Genomic DNA, 18,329 nt, shown 5'->3' with positions numbered 1-18,329 from the left:
GGGCTCTGACCCCGGCCCCGCACAAGGAAAACGCCCGCTTGCGCGGGCGTTTTTCATTTCTTCTCTTCGGCCGGTTTGAACTCGGTGCGGCAGTCCACCCGGATCTGCTCACCGCTTCCGCGCCAGACGAACGTGCGGCAATGGCGGTTGCCTTCCTGGCTGTCGTTCACCGACACGGCATAGAACGACTGGATGATCTCGTCACGCGATACCGTGCCGTCACCGTTCCAGTCCATGTCCTTCTGCTCGATGCCGCGGGTGATGGCGATATCGGCGTACCAGGCATATCCCAGCCACGCCAGCACGATCAGCACCAGCGCCAGCAGCGCCTTGCGACGCGGGCTGAATTTTCCGCGAAGGATCATGGCACGCGCCGGATGGTGGCACCGAGCGAAGACAGCTTCTCTTCGATGTTCTCGTAGCCGCGATCGAGGTGGTAGATGCGATCGATGGTGGTATCGCCGCTGGCCATCAGGCCGGCCAGGATCAGCGATGCCGATGCACGCAGGTCGGTGGCCATGACCGGCGCGCCGCTCAGGTGCTCGCTGCCACGCACGATCGCGGTATGGCCTTCGACCTGGATGTCCGCGCCCAGGCGCAGCAGCTCGTTGACGTGCATGAAACGGTTCTCGAAGATCGTTTCGTTGATCACGCCGACGCCGTCGGCCACGCAGTTGAGCGCCATGAACTGCGCCTGCATGTCGGTCGGGAATGCCGGATACGGCGCGGTGGTCAGGTTCACCGCCTTCGGCCGCTTGCCCTGCATGTCCAGGGTGATGCTGTCCTCGGTGGTCTCGATCCGGGCACCCGCCTCGACCAGCTTGGACAGCACCGCGTCCATGGTGTTCGGACGCGCACGGTTGACCGTGACCTTGCCGCCGGTCATCGCGGCGGCCACCAGGAAGGTGCCGGTCTCGATGCGGTCGGGCAGCACTTCATGACGGCCACCGGAGAGGCGCTCCACGCCTTCGATCACCAGGCGGGCGGTGCCGAGGCCTTCGATCTTCGCACCCAGAGCGATCAAGCAATGGGCCAGATCGGTCACCTCCGGCTCCATCGCGCAGTTGTCGAGGATGGTGGTGCCTTCGGCCAGCACCGCGCCCATCAGCACGTTCTCGGTCCCGGTCACGCTCACCATGTCGAAGGTGAAGTGGCCACCCTTCAAGCGCTTGGCCGAAGCCTTGATGAATCCGTTCTCTACCACGATGTCGGCACCAAGCGCCTGCAGGCCCTTGATGTGCTGGTCGACCGGACGCGAGCCGATGGCACAGCCACCGGGCAGCGACACTTCGGCCGCACCGAAACGGGCCAGCAGCGGACCCAGCACCAGGATCGACGCACGCATGGTCTTGACCAGTTCGTACGGCGCCACATGCTGGTTCACCGCACGCGGGTCGACCACGATCGCGCTGCCGCGCGACAGCGTGCCCTGGTCGATGGTGACCTTGGCGCCCAGTTCGCCCAGCAGCTTCACCGTGGTGACCACATCGTGCAGGTGGGGCACGTTGGTGATCTCCACCGGCTCATCGGCCAGCAGGGTCGCGCAGAGGATGGGGAGGACGGCGTTCTTGGCGCCGGAGATGCTCACTTCACCGTGCAGCGCAGCGCCGCCGGTTACAACGATCTTGGCCATGGGGTTCGGGATCTTCTGCGGTTCAGCCGGCTTCGGCCGGGGTCACGGTTTTCAGCGCCAGCGCGTGGATCGCGCCGCCCATCAGGTCGCCCAGCGTGGCATAGACCATGCGGTGGCGGGCCAGCGGCATCTTGCCGGCAAAGGCGTCGCAGACCACGGTCGCTTCGAAATGCACGCCATCGTCGCCCCGCACATCGGCGCGGGCGCCAGGCAGGCCGGTTTCGATCAGGTTGCGGATGGTGTCGGCGTCCAACGGGCTTTCCTAATAAAATGAACCCTCATTCTACTTCCGCTGCGTGGCGTCCGCATGGCCGAGTCCCTCCCGCCCCCCCGTTCCGTCGAGCCGGCCGCCCTGGTGGCCAGCGGCCGCCGCGTGTTCGAGATCGAGCAGCAGGCACTGCAGGCGGTCGCCGAGCGCCTGGGCGAGCCGTTCCAGAAGGCCTGCCAGGTGATCCTGGGCAGCCGCGGGCGGGTGGTCGCCACCGGCATGGGCAAGTCAGGCCATGTGGCGCGCAAGATCGCCGCAACCCTGGCGTCCACCGGTACCCCGGCGTTCTACGTGCACCCGGGCGAAGCCGGCCATGGCGACCTGGGCATGATCACCGAAGCCGACGTGGTGCTGGCCCTGTCCTATTCGGGCGAATCGGACGAAGTGCTGATGCTGCTGCCGGTGCTCAAGCGCCAGGGCAACGTGCTGATCTCCATGACCGGCCGCCCGCAGTCCAGCCTGGCGACCGCCGCCGACGTGCACCTGGACGTCAGCGTGCCGGCCGAGGCCTGCCCGCTGGCGCTGGCTCCGACCTCGAGCACCACCGCCTCGCTGGCGATGGGCGACGCGCTGGCGGTGGCCCTGCTGGACGCGCGCGGCTTCACCGCTGACGATTTCGCCCGCTCGCATCCGGCCGGCAGCCTTGGCCGTCGCCTGCTGCTGCATATCACCGACGTCATGCATACCGGTGCCGATCTGCCCAAGGTCGATGCCGGCGCCAGCCTCAGCGAGGCCCTGGTGGAGATGAGCCGCAAGCGCCTGGGCATGACCGCCGTGGTCGATGCCGAGGGCGTGCTGATCGGCTTGTTCACCGACGGTGACCTGCGCCGGGCACTGGACAGTGCGCTGGACGTGCGCACGGCAAAGATCGCCGATGTGATGACGCGCAACCCCCGCACCATCGGAGCCGACCAGCTCGCGGTGGAGGCCGCCCGCCAGATGGAAACCCAGCAGATCAACGGCCTGATCGTGGTCGATGACCAGGGCCGCGCCGTCGGCGCCCTGAACATTCATGACCTGTTGCGGGCCCGGGTGGTTTAACCGACAGTCCGTAGACCCCATTCAGTCTGTAACCCCACACCTGCCCTGATCGAGTTCAACGTCCTGATGCCCTGGTCCCCCCTGCCCGCCTTCCCTGCCCACCTGCATGCCGCTGCGGCGCGGATCCGCATGGCCTGCTTCGACGTGGACGGCACCCTCACCGACGGTCGGCTGTACTACGACCAGGACGGCAACGAGAGCAAGGCGTATTTCGTGCAGGATGGCCTGGGCCTGAAACTGCTGCAGCAGCACGGCATCCACCCCGTGCTGATCACCGCGCGCAACAGCCAGTCCGCGCTCAGGCGCGGTGCCGATCTCGGCATTGATACCCACATCGCCGTGGGCGACAAGCTGGCCAGCGTGCAGGCTCTGTGTGCCCAGCGCGGCATCGGCCTGGAACAGGTCGCCTTCCTTGGCGATGACCTGCCGGATCTGGCGCCCCTGGGTGCGGTCGGTCTGGCCGTGGCGCCGGCCAATGCCCATCCGTGGATCGCCGAACGTGTGCACTGGCAGACCCGTTCCGAAGGCGGGCGCGGCGCGGCGCGTGAGCTGTGCGACGTTCTGCTGGCCGCGCAGGGTCATGTCGCGTCGGTCCTGGCGAGGTATGGCGCATGAACGCACCGACCGTGAACTGGCGCACCGTGCTCGGCATCGGCCTGCTGCTGGCGGCCCTGCTCAGCAGCTGGGCCGCGCTGCGCAACCGCGACAAGGGCCCGGCCCAGAGCGGCCAGGAAGTCGGCGTGGATTACATCCTGCACGACTTCCAGATCGTCGCCCTGGACGAGCAGGGCAAGGAATCGACCACCCTGCGCGCGCCGCGGCTGGAGCGGCAGCGCGGCGACCAGACCATCAACATCGCCACGCCACTGTTCGAGATGCCCGACAAGGACGGCAGGCACTGGACCCTGCGCGCGGAGACCGGCTGGCTGAGCGCCAAGGGTGACGAACTGAAGCTGCGCGGCAAGGTGGCGGGTGACAGTCCGGCTGCCCCCGGCGTCGTGCCGACCACCTTCCGCACCGACCACCTGGACGTGTTCCCCAAGGAGAGCCGGGCCCGGACCGACGCCCTGGTGACCATGACCCGCCCCGGCATGGAGCAGTCCGGCGTCGGGTTCGAGGTGGATTCGAAGAACAACACGTATCATTTCCTCAGCCAGTCCAAGGGTCGCTACACGCCCAGACGCTGATTCCGCCGCCCGGCCCGCGACGTCCCTGGACAGGCGCGGCGCCGGCAGCCCCCACCCGCTGCTGCCCTCCTGACCGGGCAGCCACCACCGGCAGAACGGACCCCGATGAAGATCCCCTTTGCAGCCATGCTCGCACTCAGTCTTCTTGTCCCCGCCCTCGCGCAGGCGAAGTCGACCGACCGCAACGAGCCCATGAACATCGATGCCGGTGCACAGAACGGCATGCTCACCGGCGACGGCAAAACCGTGCTGTCGCAGGGCGTGATCATCACCCAGGGCACGCTGGACCTGCGCTCGTCCGAAGCGGAGATCTATCTCAAGGACGGCGAGCCGGTGCGTGTGGTGTTCACCGGCAAGCAGGCGAAGTTGAAGCAGCAGCTCGATGACGGCACCTGGATGGATGCGCTCGCCGACCGCATCGACTACGACATCAAGACCGAGATCATCACCCTCACCGGCAACTACAAGGTCACCAGCGCGCGCGGCACCAACGCCGGCCAGCGCATGGTCTACAACACCCGTACCGGCGAGATGAACTCCGGCGGCGACGGCAGCCGCGTGCGCACCGTTATCCCGCCCAAGAACAAGACGCCTGCCGCCACCACCACGCCGGCGCAGCCGGCCGGGAGCCGGAAGTAATGCTCGTCGCCAAGGGCCTGCGCAAGCGCTACAAGCAACGTGAGGTCGTCAAGGACTTCGGGCTCACCCTCGAAGCGGGCGAAGTGGTCGGCCTGCTCGGCCCCAACGGTGCCGGCAAGACCACCTGCTTCTACATGATCGTCGGCCTGGTTGCCGCCGATGCCGGCAGCATCGTGCTCGATGGCAAGGACATCACCGGCGATCCGATGTACACCCGTGCCAAGCAGGGCGTGGGCTACCTGCCGCAGGAGCCTTCGGTGTTCCGCAAGCTGACCGTGGCCGACAACATCCGCCTGGTGCTGGAACTGCGCGAGGATCTGGACTCGGCCGGCCGCGAGCGCGAGTTGAGCAGCCTGCTGGACGAACTGCAGCTGGGCCATGTGTCCGAACAGCTTGGCGCCAGCCTGTCCGGCGGCGAGCGCCGCCGCTGCGAAATCGCCCGCGCGCTGGCGGCGCAACCCCGGCTGATCCTGCTCGACGAACCGTTTGCCGGTGTCGATCCGATCTCGGTCGGCGAGATCCAGCGCATCGTCACCCACCTCAAGCAGCGTGGCATCGGTGTGCTGATCACCGACCACAACGTGCGCGAGACCTTGGGAATCTGCGACCGCGCGTATATCCTCGCCGAGGGCACCGTACTGGCCCAGGGTTCGCCGGAATCGATCCTGGACAATGCCGACGTACGTCGCGTCTACCTTGGGGACTCGTTCAAGCTGTGACCGCAGCTGCCGGGTTCCATTCCCCCTCTTCGGCACAGGCATGAAGACTCGGCTGCAGACATCGTTGGGACAGCAGCTGGTGCTCACGCCCCAGCTGCAGCAGGCGATCAAGCTGCTGCAGATGTCCAGCACCGAGCTGGAACTGGAGATCGCCCAGGCGGTGGAGAGCAATCCGCTGCTGGACTGGGCCGAAGGCAACGAGAGCGATGCCGCTGCCGGCGACGATGGCAACGGCGATGACGCCCCGCCCGAACGCGCCGACGCCGGCCCGGAGGACGACTGGGCAACGGCGGAACCGGACTGGAGCACCGCCGGCAGCGGCGGCAGCTTCGACGACGATGACGACAGCGGCAGCGCGGCCGAACGCGTGGCCGAAACCGAGACCCTGGCCGACCACCTGCTGTGGCAGCTGCACCTGTCGCATCTGTCCGCACGCGACCGCAGCATCGGGGCTGCACTTATCGACGCTCTGGACGACGATGGCTACCTGCGCGAACCGCTGTCCACCATCGCCGAAACCCTGCTGCCGGCGATCCACGCCGGCGAGGACGAGATCCTCACCGTACTGCACCAGATCCAGCGCTTCGATCCGGTCGGAGTAGCGGCACGCAGCTTGGGCGAATGCCTCCAACTGCAACTGGACGTACTGGCGGCCGACACACCTGGCCTTGCCCTGGCACGCCAGGTCGCTGCCGGGCCGCTGGAGCGGCTGCCGCGCAGCGGCGTGGTTGGGCTGGCGCACGAACTCCGGCAGCCCCTGGCCGATGTCGAGACCGCCGTGGCCCTGCTGCGGTCGCTGGACCCGCGCCCGGGCACCCAGATCGCGCCGCTGTCGCAGGACACCTACGTGGTGCCGGACGTAGTCGTCTGGCGGCAGAACGGCGTGTGGCGCGCCGCCCTGGCGGGCCATGCCGGGCCGAAGGTGGTCATCCACCGCGGTTACGAACAGATGATCCGCCGCTGCGGTGAGGCCGACGCCGGCTACCTGCGCGCCCAGCTGCAGGAGGCCCGCTGGCTGCTGAAAGGCCTGCAGCAGCGTGGCGAGACCCTGCTGCGGGTGGTGCGCTGCCTGATCCTGCAGCAGTCCGGCTTCCTGGAGTTCGGCGAACAGGCACTGCGCCCGCTCACCCTGCGTGAGATCGCCGCCGAACTGGGCCTGCACGAATCCACCATTTCGCGGGCGATCGCCCGCAAGCATGTCAGGACCCCACGCGGCACCCTGCCGCTGCGCGCCTTCTTCGCGTCGGGCATCGATACCGAAGGCGGCGGTGAGGCATCCAGCACCGCCATCCAGGCAATGATCCGGCGCCTGATCGATGACGAAAACCCGCGCAAGCCCCTTTCTGACGCCAAGCTGGCTGACCTGCTCAAATCGTCGGGAATTCCAGTGGCGCGACGCACCGTGGCGAAGTATCGTGAAGCCATGAACATTTCCGCCTCGCACGAAAGGGTCAGAATCGCTTGACGCACCGCCGCGCCCGGCGGAGAGGTTCATTGGCACATCCGAACACAGGAGAAACCCGATGCGCATCGAAACGTTTGGCAAAGACGTCGAAGTCACCCCGGCCCTGCAGTCCTATGTAGAGGAGAAGCTGGCCCGGATCGGAAAGCACTTCGACCAGCACTGCGAAGCGCGGGTGACCCTCAAGCTGCAGAAGACCGAACACCACGTCGACGCCAGCCTCAACATTCCCGGCCAGACCCTGCACGCCGAGGCCGGCGGCCAGACCATGTATGCCGCGATCGACCTGCTGGCGGACAAGCTTGACCGCCTGGTGATCAAGCACAAGGAGAAAAAACAGCAGCACGCACCGCTGCCGGTGGGTGACAATGGCGGCTGATCGCCACCGTTCCCCGCAGACATGCCCCTGACTGACCTCCTGGCGGCCGTGCAGACCCAGCTCTGCACGGCCACCGACCGCGACAGCGTCCTCAAGGCCGCGGCCGGGTTGCTGGCCTGCCGCCAGGCCAATGCCGAACAGATCTATCTGAACCTGTGCCAGCGTGAGGCGCTGGGCAGCACCGCGATCGGTTGCGGCATCGCCATCCCGCATGGCCGCGCGCCGACCCTGGACCGCCCACGCGGCGCCCTGCTGCGACTGGAGACCCCCGTCGACTTCGGGGGCGACGAGCCGGTCGACCTGGTGTTCGCGATGGCCGTTCCGGCCCACTACACCCATCAGCACCTGATGCTGCTGTCCGAACTGGCCGAACTGTTCTCCGCCCCCGCCATCCGCGAGGCGCTGCGCGCCGCCGGCGACGCGCGGGCACTGCGTCAGGCCCTGGATCTCACGCCCCCGGCGAGTGCCGCATGAATACCAGCATCACCGCACGCGAACTGTTCGAACAGCAGCGCGAACGCCTGGGCCTGCGCTGGGTGGCGGGAAAATCCGGCGAGAAGCGCGAGCTCGAGGCCGGCAACACCGTCTCCCGCCGGCCCTCGCTGGCGGGCTACCTCAATGCGATCTACCCCAACAAGGTGCAGATCCTGGGCACCGAGGAACTGTCCTGGCTGGACGCGCTGGAACCGCGCCAGCGCTGGGAGACGATCGAAAAGCTCATGCAGTCGCACCCGCTGGCGCTGGTGATTACCCGCAACCAGCCCTGTCCGGAAGACCTGCGCGCGGCCGCCGACGAGTCGGGCACGCCGCTGTGGGTATCTCCCAAGCGCGGCCACGAACTGCTCAATCATCTTTCCTACCACCTGGCACGCACGCTGGCGCCGCGCGTGATCCTGCACGGCGTGTTCATGGAGATCTACTCCATCGGCGTGCTGATCACCGGCGAAGCCGGGTCGGGCAAGAGCGAGCTGGCGCTGGAACTGCTCAGCCGTGGCCACCGCCTGGTGGCAGATGATGCACCTGAATTCACCCAGATCGCGCCGGACGTGCTCGACGGCACCTGCCCGGAACTGCTGCAGGACCTGCTGGAAGTACGCGGCCTGGGCGTGCTGAACGTGCGCGAGATGTTCGGCGACACGGCTGTAAAGAAGAACAAGTACCTTCGGCTGATCGTCCACCTGACCAAGCCGATGACCGAGCCCACTCCGCATGGCTACGAACGCCTGACCGGCGATTCCGGTACCCGCCATGTGCTGGACCTGGACGTGCCGCTGATCACGCTGCCGGTGATGCCCGGCCGCAACCTGGCCGTGCTGACCGAGGCGGCCACCCGCCTGCATATCCTGCGGACCAAGGGCATCGACCCGGCCGCGATGTTCATCGCGCGCCACAGCAACCTGCTGGAACGGCGAACACCCTGATTTCCCTGGCCTTCGAAGAGTCTGTCCATGAGCACCGCTGCCCCCACCGCCCCGACCCTGATCATCGTCAGCGGCCTGTCCGGCTCGGGTAAATCCGTCGCCCTGAAGACGTTCGAGGACCAGGACTACTACTGCTCGGACAACCTGCCGATCCAGCTGCTGCCGGACTTCGTGCGCAGCCTGCTGGCCCACCATGACGGCGCCGCGCCGCGCCGGCTGGCGGTCGGCATCGACGTGCGCGGCCAGGCCGATCTGAGCCAGCTGGCCAACTGGCGGCAACTGGCCACCGATGCTGGCGTGGAAACCAAGGTGCTGTTCTTTGAAGCCAGCGACGAGGCGGTGCTCAAGCGCTATGCCGACACCCGTCGCCGCCATCCACTCAGCCAGCTCGGTCTGTCATTGCCGGAAGCGATCGCCCGCGAGCGCGAACTGATCGCACCGCTGCGCCAGGAGGCCGACGCCATCATCGACACCAGCGCGCTCAACGTGCACCAGCTGCGCCGCCGGATCATCACCGAGTTCACGCTGGACCATGCAACCCGCCTGTCGCTGCTGTTCGAATCGTTCGCCTACAAGCGTGGCGTGCCGGCCGAAGCGGATTTCGTCTTCGATGCGCGGGTGCTGCCCAATCCGCACTGGGATCCCGAGCTGCGTGCGCTCAGTGGCCGCGAGCCGGGCGTGCGCGACTACCTGGAAGCCCAGCCGGACGTGCAGTGCTACCTCGCACAGCTGATGGGTTTTCTCGACACCTGGCTGCCGAAGCTGGGCGACGGCACACGCAGCTACGTGACCGTGGCCTTCGGCTGCACCGGCGGCAAGCACCGCTCGGTCTATCTGGCCGAACGGATGGCCCGGCATGCCCGCGAAATGGGCTGGGAAGACGTGGCCACCTATCACCGCGAGCAGGATTGAGAGGCCCGGCCGGGGTGCGCCCGACCGCCCCGCGGAGAGGCGGGATGGGCCGGCAGGCGGGGGACGCTGAATACGGGACACAGTGCCCCTCATCTGCGGCTATCGCCAATTCACCTTGACCTGTTAACGTGCAGTAATGACCTGTGGCATTCTCCTCGTAACACATCCCGGGGTCGGCGCCGCCCTGCTTGACGTGGCGACCCGGCTCCTGCGGCAGCTGCCGTTGAAGACCGAAGCTTTCGAAGTACCGTTCGACGCAGACCTGGATGCTCTGCTCCCCCTCGCCTCGGCCGCGCTGCGGCGGGTTGATGGTGGAGAAGGCGTGCTGATCCTGACCGACCTGTACGGCGCCAGCCCCGCCAACCTTGCCGGGCAGCTGGCCCGGCTGGGGACCCCGGTTCGCCGGGTGTCGGCGCTGAGCCTGCCGATGTTGCTGCGGGTGATGAATTATCCGGAACAGGCACTGGATCAACTGCCCGCCACCGCTGCGGCGGGTACCCGTAATGGAGCGATAGTCGACGATGCTTGAACGAGAACTCACCGTCAGCAACCGCCTGGGCCTGCATGCCCGGGCCACCGCCAAGCTGGTGCAGACCCTGGCACCGTTCCGGTGCAACGTGACCATGGCTGCCAAGGGCCGCGAGATCAACGCCAAGAGCATCATGGGCGTGATGCTGCTCGCTGCCGGCCAGGGCACCCCGGTCACCGTGCGCATCAGTGGCGAAGACGAAGCCGCCGCGATGGACGCGGTGGTCGACCTGTTCGAACGCCGCTTCGACGAGGACAGCTGATCGTGCCGCGCGCCCGCGCCGGCCAGCTCCCTTCCGGCCAACGGCCGGTCCAGCTGCTGGCTGGTCATGGCGCTGCGCGGGGTTCGGCGATGGGGCGTGCACGCGTGCGCCTGCCGCATGCGCTGGACGTTGCCGAACAGCGCGTGGCACCGCAGCAGATCGAAACCGAGCTGACGCGCCTGCATCACGCCGTGGATGCCGCGCGCGCGGAGATGCATGAGCTTCGGCAGCGCCTGCACGGCGCACTGAACCAGGAAGTAGGCGAATTCCTCGATCTGCACGCGCTGCTGCTGGACGACCCGGAGCTGCTGTTCGGCCTGGATGAGCTGATCCGCAGCGGCCCGTACAGCGCCGGATACGCCCTGCGCCTGCAGCGCGACCGCCTGGCCAAGGTCTTCGATGGCATGGACGATGCCTACCTGAAGAGCCGCATGGACGATCTGGATCATGTGATCGGCCGCATTCACGCCTTCCTGCAGCCGGAGCGTGCGCCGGTGATGAAGGGGCTGGCCGGCGAGATCCTGGTCTGCGACAACATCGCGCCGTCCGAGCTGGCACAGCTGCAGGCACAGGGCGTCGTGGGCATCGTCACCACCGCCGGCAGCGCGCTGTCGCACAGCGCCATCCTCGCCCGCAGTCTGCACCTGCCACTGATCGTCAACGTTCCGCAGCTGCTCAGCCGCGTTGCCGATGGCGACGTGCTGATCGTCGATGGCGCCGACGGCAGCATCACCGTCAACCCGCAGGCCGACAACCTGCGTGACTATCGCGCACGACTGAAGGAACACGCCCGCGAGCAGCGGGAGCTCGGACGCCTGCGCAGCAAACCCAGCCGTACCCGCGACCAGGTCGACATCGCCCTGCTGGCCAACGCCGAATCGCTGGAGGACGTAACCCAGGCCCACGCCCTCGGCGCGCAGGGACTGGGTCTGTACCGCACGGAATTCCTGTTCCTGCAGCGCAACGAGCTGCCGGACGAGGAAGAACAGTTCCGGACCTACCGCGACGCCGCGCTGGGCATGAGCGGGCGGCCGGTGACCATCCGCACCCTCGATCTGGGTGCGGACAAAGCGGATCGTACCGGCCTGACCCTGAGCAACGAAGAGAACCCGGCACTTGGCCTGCGGGGCGTGCGCCTGTCGCTGGCACGGCCGAAAGTGGCTGACACCCAGCTGCGGGCGATTCTGCGTGCTTCGGCCTATGGCAAGCTGCGGGTGCTGGTGCCGATGATCAGCACGCGCGAAGAGCTGCTGGCCGTGCGCCGGCGCATGCTCAAGCTGTCCGAACAACTGCGCGCGGAAGGGCACATGGTGGCCGACCACGTGCCGCTGGGGGCGATGATCGAAGTACCCGCCGCTGCTCTGGCGCTGGAGAGCTTCATCGACCTGGTCGACTTCCTGTCGATCGGCACCAATGACCTGGTGCAGTACCTGCTCGCGGCCGACCGCAACAACGAGGCACTGGGCGAACTCTACTCGCCGCTGCACCCGGCGGTGCTGCGCCTGCTGCAGATGGTGATCGAGACCGGCGCACGCCATCGTGTGCCGGTGGCGGTGTGCGGCGAGATCGCGGGGGACGCACGCATGGCGCCGCTGCTGCTGGCACTGGGCCTGACCGAGTTCAGCCTGCATCCGGGCACGCTGCTGGAAGTCCGCCGCGCGATCCGCGAGGCCGACCTGGCATCCCTGCGCGCCCGCGCTCCGAAGCTGCTGGCCGCGCGGGACCGTCGCGGCATCGAGCGCTGGCTGGCACTGGTGGCCGATACGCCCTGACGGCCGCGCTGCGCGCTCGCCGGGCATGGCCCGGCGCTACCACCCCACGCATCCCGCTCGCCGGGCATGGCCCGGCGGAATTCATGGACCCCGCTGGCCGCAGACACCGGGGTATGCGTTGAAACATCCCCTTGCGATAATGACGCGCTGAACACCCCTGTTGCCGCATCCTTGCCAGGATCGCGGCTTTTCTTATCCCGCGGGAGCTGCGATGGCTGAAGCTGTACGCCACGACAAGACTGCGCGCCAACTGCGGATGCTGTCCGATGCACTGGACAGTGGCCGGCTGGGACCGGTGCGTCGCCTGGTCAATACTCTGGCCCCCGCCGAGATCGGCAACCTGCTCGAATCGCTGCCGCCGGGAAAGCGCGAAGTCGTGTGGGGCCTGGTCGATCCGGAAGATGACGGCGAGGTGCTGGTCCACGTCGGCGACGACGTGCGCGAGAGCCTGCTCGCGGACATGGACCCGGACGAGATCATCGCCGCGGTCGAAGACCTGGACATCGACGACCTGGCCGATCTGGTCGAGGACCTGCCGGACACGGTCATCGACGAAGTCCTCAAGTCGATGGACCGCGAGAACCGCGAGCGCCTCGAGCAGGTCCTGTCCTACCCCGAGGACAGCGCTGGCCGCCTGATGAACCCGGACGTGGTGACCGTGCGCGCCGACGTCAACGTCGACGTGGTGCTGCGCTACCTGCGCCTGCGCGGCGAACTTCCGGACCATACCGACCACCTGTTCGTGGTCAGCCGCCGCCATCAGTATCTTGGCCGTGTCTCGCTTGCAGCGCTGGTCACCCATGAAGACACCACGCCGATCAACCGGTTGATCGACGACGAACAGCCGGCGATCGATGTCGGCGAGAGCGACCAGGAGGTCGCCCGCCAGTTCTCCGACCATGACTGGATTTCCGCGCCGGTGGTGGACGACAACAACATTCTGGTCGGCCGCATCACCATCGATGACGTGGTCGACATCATCCGTGGCCAGGCCGAGCACCAGGCGCTGGGCGCCGCCGGCCTGGACGAGGACGAGGATCTGTTCAGCCCGGTGTGGCGCGCGATGCGCCGTCGCCTGATGTGGCTGTCGGTGAACCTGTGTACCGCCTTCCTCGCCTCCAGCGTGGTCGGTCACTTCGAAGGCACGATCGACAAGCTGGTGGCGCTGGCGGTGCTCATGCCCATCGTCGCCGGCCTCGGCGGCAACGCAGGCACGCAGGTGCTGGCGTTGATGGTGCGCGGCCTGGCGCTGGGCCAGGTGGGCGCATCCAATGCACGCACCCTGCTGTGGAAGGAAGTGCGGGTGGCACTGCTCAACGGCCTGTTGCTGGGTTCCGTGCTGGGCCTGATCGTGCTGGCCTGGTTCCATTCGCCGGGGTTGTCGGCGGTGATCGCCATCGCGCTGACCTTCAACCTGCTGTTCGCCGCGCTGGCCGGTGTGCTGGTGCCGCTGACCCTGAAACGTTTCGGCTTCGATCCGGCCTTGGCCAGCGGTATTTTCCTGACCGCCGTGACCGATTCGATGGGCTTCTTCACCTTCCTCGGCCTGGCCACCCTGGTGCTGCTGCACTGACCGACCTGCGCCCTGCCCCCGGTCGGGGCGCGGGGCCCATTCCCACTGGAACACCCCATGGCAACCACGATCGAAAACTACTTCCAGCCGGGTTGGCGCGACCAGTTGCATACCTGTGCCGCGTGCGAATGGAAGGGCAGTTCGCGGGCAATGGTGATGGAGCTGGACGAGGATGCCACCGAGTACGACTGCCCGGTGTGCGAGAACCCGCTGCTGGTGGTGCTGCACCCGGATCTGGCACAGGTACGGGCCGCCGCCGCCGAAGGCAACGCTGAAGCGCAGGAGCAGCTGGACATCGTCGCCAGCGCCCCCCGGCCCGAGTGACGCGCTGCACGATGCTGGCCAGGCGCGACTGGACTACCATGAAAACGATTCCAGATCAGGAAACGCGCTCATGGTTCGTCTGCTTGCACGCTGGTTGCCGCTGCTGCTGGTCCTGATGGTAGGAGGCTGCGCCAGCACCGCCGAACGGACGCACGGACGCTTCGAGGCGCGTGCGGTGAAGGTGGATGGCCGGACGGCCTATTACCAGGTGTTCATTCCCGCGGGCCTGCAGCCGCGTGGTCCGGCGCAGCAGGGTGCCGCGCCGGTCGATGTGCCCGTCATCCTGTTCCTGCACGGCTCTGGCGAGCGTGGCGGCGATGGCGTGAAGCAGACCCACGCCGGGCTCGGCCCCTACCTGCGCGACCACCGCGACTTCCCGGCGCTGGTGGTGTTCCCACAGGTTCCCGGGCACGAGGAATGGAGCGGCCGCAACAACCGGGTGGCCCTGGCCGCACTCGACGCCACCCTCGCCGAGTTCGGTGCCGACCCGGCCCGGCAGTACCTGACCGGCATGTCGATGGGCGGCTACGGCAGCTGGAACATCGCACTGGATGACCCGCGCCGTTTCGCGGCGATCGTGCCGGTCTGCGGCGCGGTGCTGGCCCCCCGCGCGGTGCGGCCGACCCTGTTCGTGGAGCAGGTCGCCAACGAAGCCGATCCGTATGCCGCGATTGCACAGCGCCTGCGGCACACGCCGATCTGGATCTTCCATGGTGCGCTTGACGATGTGGTGCCACCAGACGACGACCGCCGCCTGCACGCCGCATTCCAGGCCACCGGCGCCGCCGACGTACGCTACACCGAGTATCCGCAAGGTAACCACAACGCCTGGGATGCCACCTACGCCGACCCGGCAATGTGGGCGTGGTTGTTCGCGCAGAAGCGATGAGCCATAGCTTCGGTAGTTGCCAACCTTGGTTGGCACTGGCCTACCTGAAACCAACCCATATGCCGATGTTCACTGGAAGCAGGCCCGTCCATGCTTGCTCCATGCAGAACACACGTCTCCTGCTCGGTCGTCGCTCCAGCATCGGCCTCAGCTATATCCTCACCACCGTCGTCCATGACCGCGCGCCGCTCTTCACCAACGCCGCAGCGGCCGCCTTGGCAGTCCGCGAATTCCAGCGACTGGATCAGGAAGGCTTCACCCGCTCAATTGCGTACGTGGTCATGCCCGACCACATCCACTGGCTGGTCGAACTACGTGCGGGAACGCCGGAAACCGTCATGAAGCGTTTCAAGTCGCGCACCGCCCAGCAGGTAAACCGGTTGCTGGGGCGAGTCGGGCGCTTCTGGCAGGCCTGCTATCACGATCATGCGATCCGCTCTGACGAATCGTTGCACCGGCATGCGATGTATCTGATGGGAAATCCGATCAGGGCCGGGCTGACGACGCGGCTTGGGCAATATCCCCATGCATGGTGCGAATGGGAGCTTGGCGCTTCGTGTGATCCGCTCGACAACTTGGGCGCGGATGGATAGTGCCAACCAAGGTTGGCATCTACCAGAGCGGTGCGCGGACAAGCCGCGCGGTAAGTGTGTCAACCAAGGCTGACACCTACCAGAGCGGGTGGTCAGCCCAGCAGGGTTTCCAGCACGGCCATGCGCACGGCGACGCCGTTGGCGACCTGGCGCAGCACCCACGACTGTGGGCCATCGGCCACATCGTCGGTCACTTCCACGCCGCGGTTGATCGGGCCGGGGTGCAGCACCGCGGCGTCCTTGCCGGCGCGGGCCAGGCGTTCGCGGGTCAGTCCGTACTGGTCGTGATACTGCTCCAGCGACGGCACCAGCCCTTCTTCCATGCGCTCGCGCTGCAGGCGCAACATCATCAGTGCGTCGACCCCTTCCAGCATCGCGTCGAAATCTTCGCCCACCACGCAGCCCTTCAGGGTTTCGTCGTCCGGCAGCAGCGACTGCGGGCCACACACGCGGATCTCGCCCACGCCCAGCGTGCGCAGTGCGTGCAGGTCGGTGCGGGCGACGCGCGAGTGCTTCACGTCGCCGACGATCAACACCTTCAGCTTCGAGAAATCCGGGCCCTTGGCCTGGCGCAGGGTCAGCATGTCCAGCAGGCCCTGGGTGGGGTGCGAACTGCGCCCATCGCCGGCGTTGATGAGGGCGGTGCCCTCGCCCGCCGCTTCGGCCAGTGCGGCCACGGCACCATCATCGGGATGGCGCACCACGAAACCGCGCACGCCCATCGCTTCCAGGTTGCGCAGCGTGTCGCAGGCGGTTTCGCCCTTGCGCGTGGACGAGGTCGACGCATCGAAGTTCAGAACGTCGGCGCCCAGGCGCTGCGCGGCCAGCTGGAACGAACTGCGCGTGCGGGTGGACGGTTCGAAGAACAGCGTGCACACCGCGGAACCGGCCAGCACGTGCCGCTTGTTGCCGACGCGGCCGACCGCCGCGTCGCGGATCTGGCCCGCGCGGTCGAGCAGCTGCAGCAGGGTGTCGCGGGGCAGGCCCTCAAGAGTCAGCAGGTGGCGCAGGCGGCCGGAGGCATCGAGTTGCTGGGCGGTCATGGCGGGAATCGTGCAGTCAGGGAATGGGAGTGGCGTCGTCCGGCGAGGACAGCCAGCGGTCGATGATCACCGCCGCAGCCACCGCATCGAGCGCGGCCGCATCACGGCGGCGCTTGCGCCCTTCGGCGCGCTCGGCGGCGAAGCGGCGGGCGGCTTCCACCGAGCTTGAGCGCTCGTCGATCATCACCACCGGCAGCTTGAATCGTTCCCGCAGCTGGCGGGCGAAGCCCTGCGCGCGCTTGCGGTTGGGTTGGTCCTGGCCGTCGAGCGTCAGCGGATCGCCGACCACCAGGCCATCGGGCTTCCATTCCTTGATGAGGCGTTCGATCGCCGCCCAGTCCGGGCCGTTGCCGTGCACGTCGACCACGGCCACGGCACGCGCGTGCGCGGCGAAGGCACTGCCGATGGCCACACCGATCCGTCGCGCGCCGACATCGAAGCCGAGCACGGTGCCATCGCGACGGAGGGCGGCCGGCTCAGACATGGCCGCTGTAATCGGTGAGCCGGAACAGATCCACGCCGATGCGCGAGGCCGCGCCCTGCCAGCGCTGCTCCAGCGGCAGCTGGAACACCAGTTCGGCGTCGGCCGGCACGGTCAGCCAGCTGTTCTCGGAAAGCTCGCTTTCCAGCTGCCCGGCGCCCCATCCGGCGCAGCCAAGGGTCACCACGGCATTGGCCGGGCCTTCGCCGCGGGCCATTGCTTCGAGGATGTCGCGCGACGTGGTCAGGTACAGGCCTTCGCCCACCGTCAGGCTGGAATCCCAGGGCCGCGCATCGTCGTGGATGACGAACCCGCGCTCGGGATGTACCGGCCCGCCGTTGAGCACCATGCGCGCCTGCAGGTCGCCATCGCTGGTGGCGATGTCCATCTGCGACAGCACCTCGCCCAGCGTGTACTCGGATGGCTGGTTGACCAGCACGCCCATCGCCCCGTTCTCGTCGTGCTGGCAGATCAGCGCGACGCTGCGGGCAAAGGTCGCGTCGAGCAGCGACGGCAGCGCGACGAGCAGGTGATCGGCAAGGGAAGTGGGAGTTGCGGGCATGCCGCCATTCTAGCCGCTGGTCGCCCCCGATGCCTGCACCTGCCGGTCACGGCGCGCATAATGACCACCCCGTACCGCAGGAGTTCGCCTTGTCCGGATATTGCCTGATCGCCCCCGGCCACCCGGTGCACGACTACTACCACGCGCACGAGTACGGCTTCCCGCAGCGCGACGAACGCGAGCTGTTCGAGCGGCTGGTGCTGGAGATCAACCAGGCCGGCCTGAGCTGGGAGACCATCCTGAAGAAGCGGGAAGGATTCCGCGCAGCCTACGATGCCTTCGACGTGGACCGGGTCGCGGCCTATGCCGAGCAGGACATCGAGCGCCTGCTCTCGGATCCGGGCATCATCCGCAACCGCCTGAAGGTGCTTGCCGCGATCCACAACGCACAGGTGATCCAGCAGCTGCGTGCGGACCACGGCAGCTTTGCCGCCTGGCTGGACGCGCATCACCCACGCAGCAAGGCTGACTGGGTGAAGCTGTTCAAGAAGACCTTCCGCTTCACCGGCGGCGAGATCACCGGCGAATTCCTGATGAGCCTGGGCTACCTGCCGGGTGCGCACTCCGCAGACTGCCCGGTGCATGCGCGGCTGCTGAAGCTGTCACCGCCCTGGCTGCAGGCCGTCGCCCGCTGAACCGG

General features: G+C 67.5%; 24 protein-coding genes. 18 read left to right on the top strand and 6 right to left on the bottom strand.

The window, feature by feature from the left end; translation table 11 throughout:
• Window positions 1-53 precede the first annotated feature (53 nt).
• The 3 genes from AC5P76_RS14855 to AC5P76_RS14845 are packed head-to-tail and all read right to left on the bottom strand — an operon-like array spanning window position 54 to window position 1,886.
• Window positions 54-365: a hypothetical protein gene (locus AC5P76_RS14855; protein ID WP_053519425.1), complete on the bottom strand. Its 312-nt coding sequence runs from the start codon at window positions 363-365 to the stop codon at window positions 54-56.
• Entirely contained in the window at window positions 362-1,633 is a 1,272-nt protein-coding gene (gene murA, locus AC5P76_RS14850) for a UDP-N-acetylglucosamine 1-carboxyvinyltransferase (RefSeq protein ID WP_053519424.1), read from the bottom strand. Before murA ends, AC5P76_RS14855 begins: the two co-directional genes overlap by 4 nt.
• Window positions 1,634-1,655: 22 nt before the next feature.
• Window positions 1,656-1,886, bottom strand: a complete 231-nt coding sequence (locus AC5P76_RS14845; RefSeq protein ID WP_053519423.1) for a BolA family protein — start codon at window positions 1,884-1,886, stop codon at window positions 1,656-1,658.
• Between the two features lie 54 nt (window positions 1,887-1,940).
• On the opposite strand from AC5P76_RS14845, the gene AC5P76_RS14840 reads away from it, so the two are divergent.
• The 17 genes from AC5P76_RS14840 to AC5P76_RS14760 all read left to right on the top strand — a co-directional run bounded on the left by AC5P76_RS14840 (window position 1,941) and on the right by AC5P76_RS14760 (window position 15,603).
• A complete protein-coding gene (locus tag AC5P76_RS14840; RefSeq protein ID WP_065174535.1) occupies window positions 1,941-2,942 on the top strand; it encodes a KpsF/GutQ family sugar-phosphate isomerase in 1,002 nt (333 codons plus the stop codon).
• Window positions 2,943-3,008: 66 nt separating this feature from the next.
• Window positions 3,009-3,557: a KdsC family phosphatase gene (locus AC5P76_RS14835; RefSeq protein ID WP_053519421.1), complete on the top strand. Its 549-nt coding sequence runs from the start codon at window positions 3,009-3,011 to the stop codon at window positions 3,555-3,557.
• Complete coding sequence (gene lptC, locus AC5P76_RS14830) at window positions 3,554-4,129, top strand: LPS export ABC transporter periplasmic protein LptC (RefSeq protein WP_053519420.1); 576 nt, start codon at window positions 3,554-3,556, stop codon at window positions 4,127-4,129. The genes AC5P76_RS14835 and lptC overlap by 4 nt, the downstream gene beginning before the upstream one ends.
• Window positions 4,130-4,234: 105 nt before the next feature.
• A complete protein-coding gene (lptA, locus tag AC5P76_RS14825; protein ID WP_065174534.1) occupies window positions 4,235-4,768 on the top strand; it encodes a lipopolysaccharide transport periplasmic protein LptA in 534 nt (177 codons plus the stop codon).
• Complete coding sequence (lptB, locus tag AC5P76_RS14820) at window positions 4,768-5,487, top strand: LPS export ABC transporter ATP-binding protein (RefSeq protein WP_065174533.1); 720 nt, start codon at window positions 4,768-4,770, stop codon at window positions 5,485-5,487. The genes lptA and lptB overlap by 1 nt, the downstream gene beginning before the upstream one ends.
• A gap of 40 nt (window positions 5,488-5,527) precedes the next feature.
• Window positions 5,528-6,952 carry an RNA polymerase factor sigma-54 gene (locus AC5P76_RS14815; protein WP_445393802.1) on the top strand — a complete coding sequence of 475 codons (1,425 nt, stop codon included), beginning with the start codon at window positions 5,528-5,530 and terminating at the stop codon, window positions 6,950-6,952.
• A gap of 58 nt (window positions 6,953-7,010) precedes the next feature.
• Window positions 7,011-7,328, top strand: a complete 318-nt coding sequence (gene hpf, locus AC5P76_RS14810) for a ribosome hibernation-promoting factor, HPF/YfiA family (protein ID WP_005415556.1) — start codon at window positions 7,011-7,013, stop codon at window positions 7,326-7,328.
• 21 nt (window positions 7,329-7,349) lie between these two features.
• A complete protein-coding gene (locus tag AC5P76_RS14805) occupies window positions 7,350-7,802 on the top strand; it encodes a PTS sugar transporter subunit IIA (protein WP_053519416.1) in 453 nt (150 codons plus the stop codon).
• The gene (gene hprK, locus AC5P76_RS14800) at window positions 7,799-8,749 is read left to right on the top strand and encodes an HPr(Ser) kinase/phosphatase (RefSeq protein WP_053519415.1); all 951 of its coding nucleotides are present in this window, start codon (window positions 7,799-7,801) and stop codon (window positions 8,747-8,749) included. Before AC5P76_RS14805 ends, hprK begins: the two co-directional genes overlap by 4 nt.
• A gap of 27 nt (window positions 8,750-8,776) precedes the next feature.
• A complete protein-coding gene (gene rapZ / locus AC5P76_RS14795; protein ID WP_053519414.1) occupies window positions 8,777-9,661 on the top strand; it encodes an RNase adapter RapZ in 885 nt (294 codons plus the stop codon).
• A gap of 136 nt (window positions 9,662-9,797) precedes the next feature.
• On the top strand, window positions 9,798-10,190 hold the full coding sequence (locus AC5P76_RS14790) for a PTS sugar transporter subunit IIA (RefSeq protein WP_065174531.1): 393 nt from the start codon (window positions 9,798-9,800) through the stop codon (window positions 10,188-10,190).
• A complete protein-coding gene (locus AC5P76_RS14785) occupies window positions 10,183-10,452 on the top strand; it encodes an HPr family phosphocarrier protein (protein ID WP_053519412.1) in 270 nt (89 codons plus the stop codon). Before AC5P76_RS14790 ends, AC5P76_RS14785 begins: the two co-directional genes overlap by 8 nt.
• 2 nt (window positions 10,453-10,454) lie before the next feature.
• A complete protein-coding gene (gene ptsP, locus AC5P76_RS14780) occupies window positions 10,455-12,224 on the top strand; it encodes a phosphoenolpyruvate--protein phosphotransferase (protein WP_495222786.1) in 1,770 nt (589 codons plus the stop codon).
• A gap of 211 nt (window positions 12,225-12,435) precedes the next feature.
• On the top strand, window positions 12,436-13,797 hold the full coding sequence (gene mgtE / locus AC5P76_RS14775) for a magnesium transporter (protein ID WP_053519410.1): 1,362 nt from the start codon (window positions 12,436-12,438) through the stop codon (window positions 13,795-13,797).
• A 57-nt stretch (window positions 13,798-13,854) separates the two neighbouring features.
• Window positions 13,855-14,121: a hypothetical protein gene (locus AC5P76_RS14770; RefSeq protein WP_053519409.1), complete on the top strand. Its 267-nt coding sequence runs from the start codon at window positions 13,855-13,857 to the stop codon at window positions 14,119-14,121.
• Window positions 14,122-14,191: 70 nt separating this feature from the next.
• A complete protein-coding gene (locus AC5P76_RS14765) occupies window positions 14,192-15,010 on the top strand; it encodes a carboxylesterase family protein (protein WP_197600954.1) in 819 nt (272 codons plus the stop codon).
• 101 nt (window positions 15,011-15,111) lie between these two features.
• Entirely contained in the window at window positions 15,112-15,603 is a 492-nt protein-coding gene (locus AC5P76_RS14760; RefSeq protein ID WP_253118894.1) for an REP-associated tyrosine transposase, read from the top strand.
• Window positions 15,604-15,695: 92 nt separating this feature from the next.
• On the opposite strand, the gene AC5P76_RS14755 is transcribed toward AC5P76_RS14760, so the two are convergent.
• From AC5P76_RS14755 to AC5P76_RS14745, 3 genes are read right to left on the bottom strand one after another with little or no spacing between them, the layout of a single operon-like run.
• A complete protein-coding gene (locus AC5P76_RS14755; protein ID WP_253118893.1) occupies window positions 15,696-16,646 on the bottom strand; it encodes an aspartate carbamoyltransferase catalytic subunit in 951 nt (316 codons plus the stop codon).
• A 16-nt stretch (window positions 16,647-16,662) separates the two neighbouring features.
• Window positions 16,663-17,130, bottom strand: coding sequence for a Holliday junction resolvase RuvX (gene ruvX, locus AC5P76_RS14750; protein ID WP_253118892.1), 468 nt, complete (start codon window positions 17,128-17,130; stop codon window positions 16,663-16,665).
• Window positions 17,123-17,689 carry a YqgE/AlgH family protein gene (locus tag AC5P76_RS14745; protein WP_053519399.1) on the bottom strand — a complete coding sequence of 189 codons (567 nt, stop codon included), beginning with the start codon at window positions 17,687-17,689 and terminating at the stop codon, window positions 17,123-17,125. The genes ruvX and AC5P76_RS14745 overlap by 8 nt, the downstream gene beginning before the upstream one ends.
• An 89-nt stretch (window positions 17,690-17,778) precedes the next feature.
• On the opposite strand from AC5P76_RS14745, the gene AC5P76_RS14740 reads away from it, so the two are divergent.
• Window positions 17,779-18,324, top strand: coding sequence for a DNA-3-methyladenine glycosylase I (locus AC5P76_RS14740; RefSeq protein WP_495222785.1), 546 nt, complete (start codon window positions 17,779-17,781; stop codon window positions 18,322-18,324).
• Window positions 18,325-18,329 lie beyond the last annotated feature (5 nt).

Source organism: Stenotrophomonas sp. YJH_SMC_36, assembly GCF_059369935.1.
The sequence above is the reverse complement of the archived record's forward strand: the minus strand, read 5'-3'. Positions and strand labels throughout refer to the sequence as shown.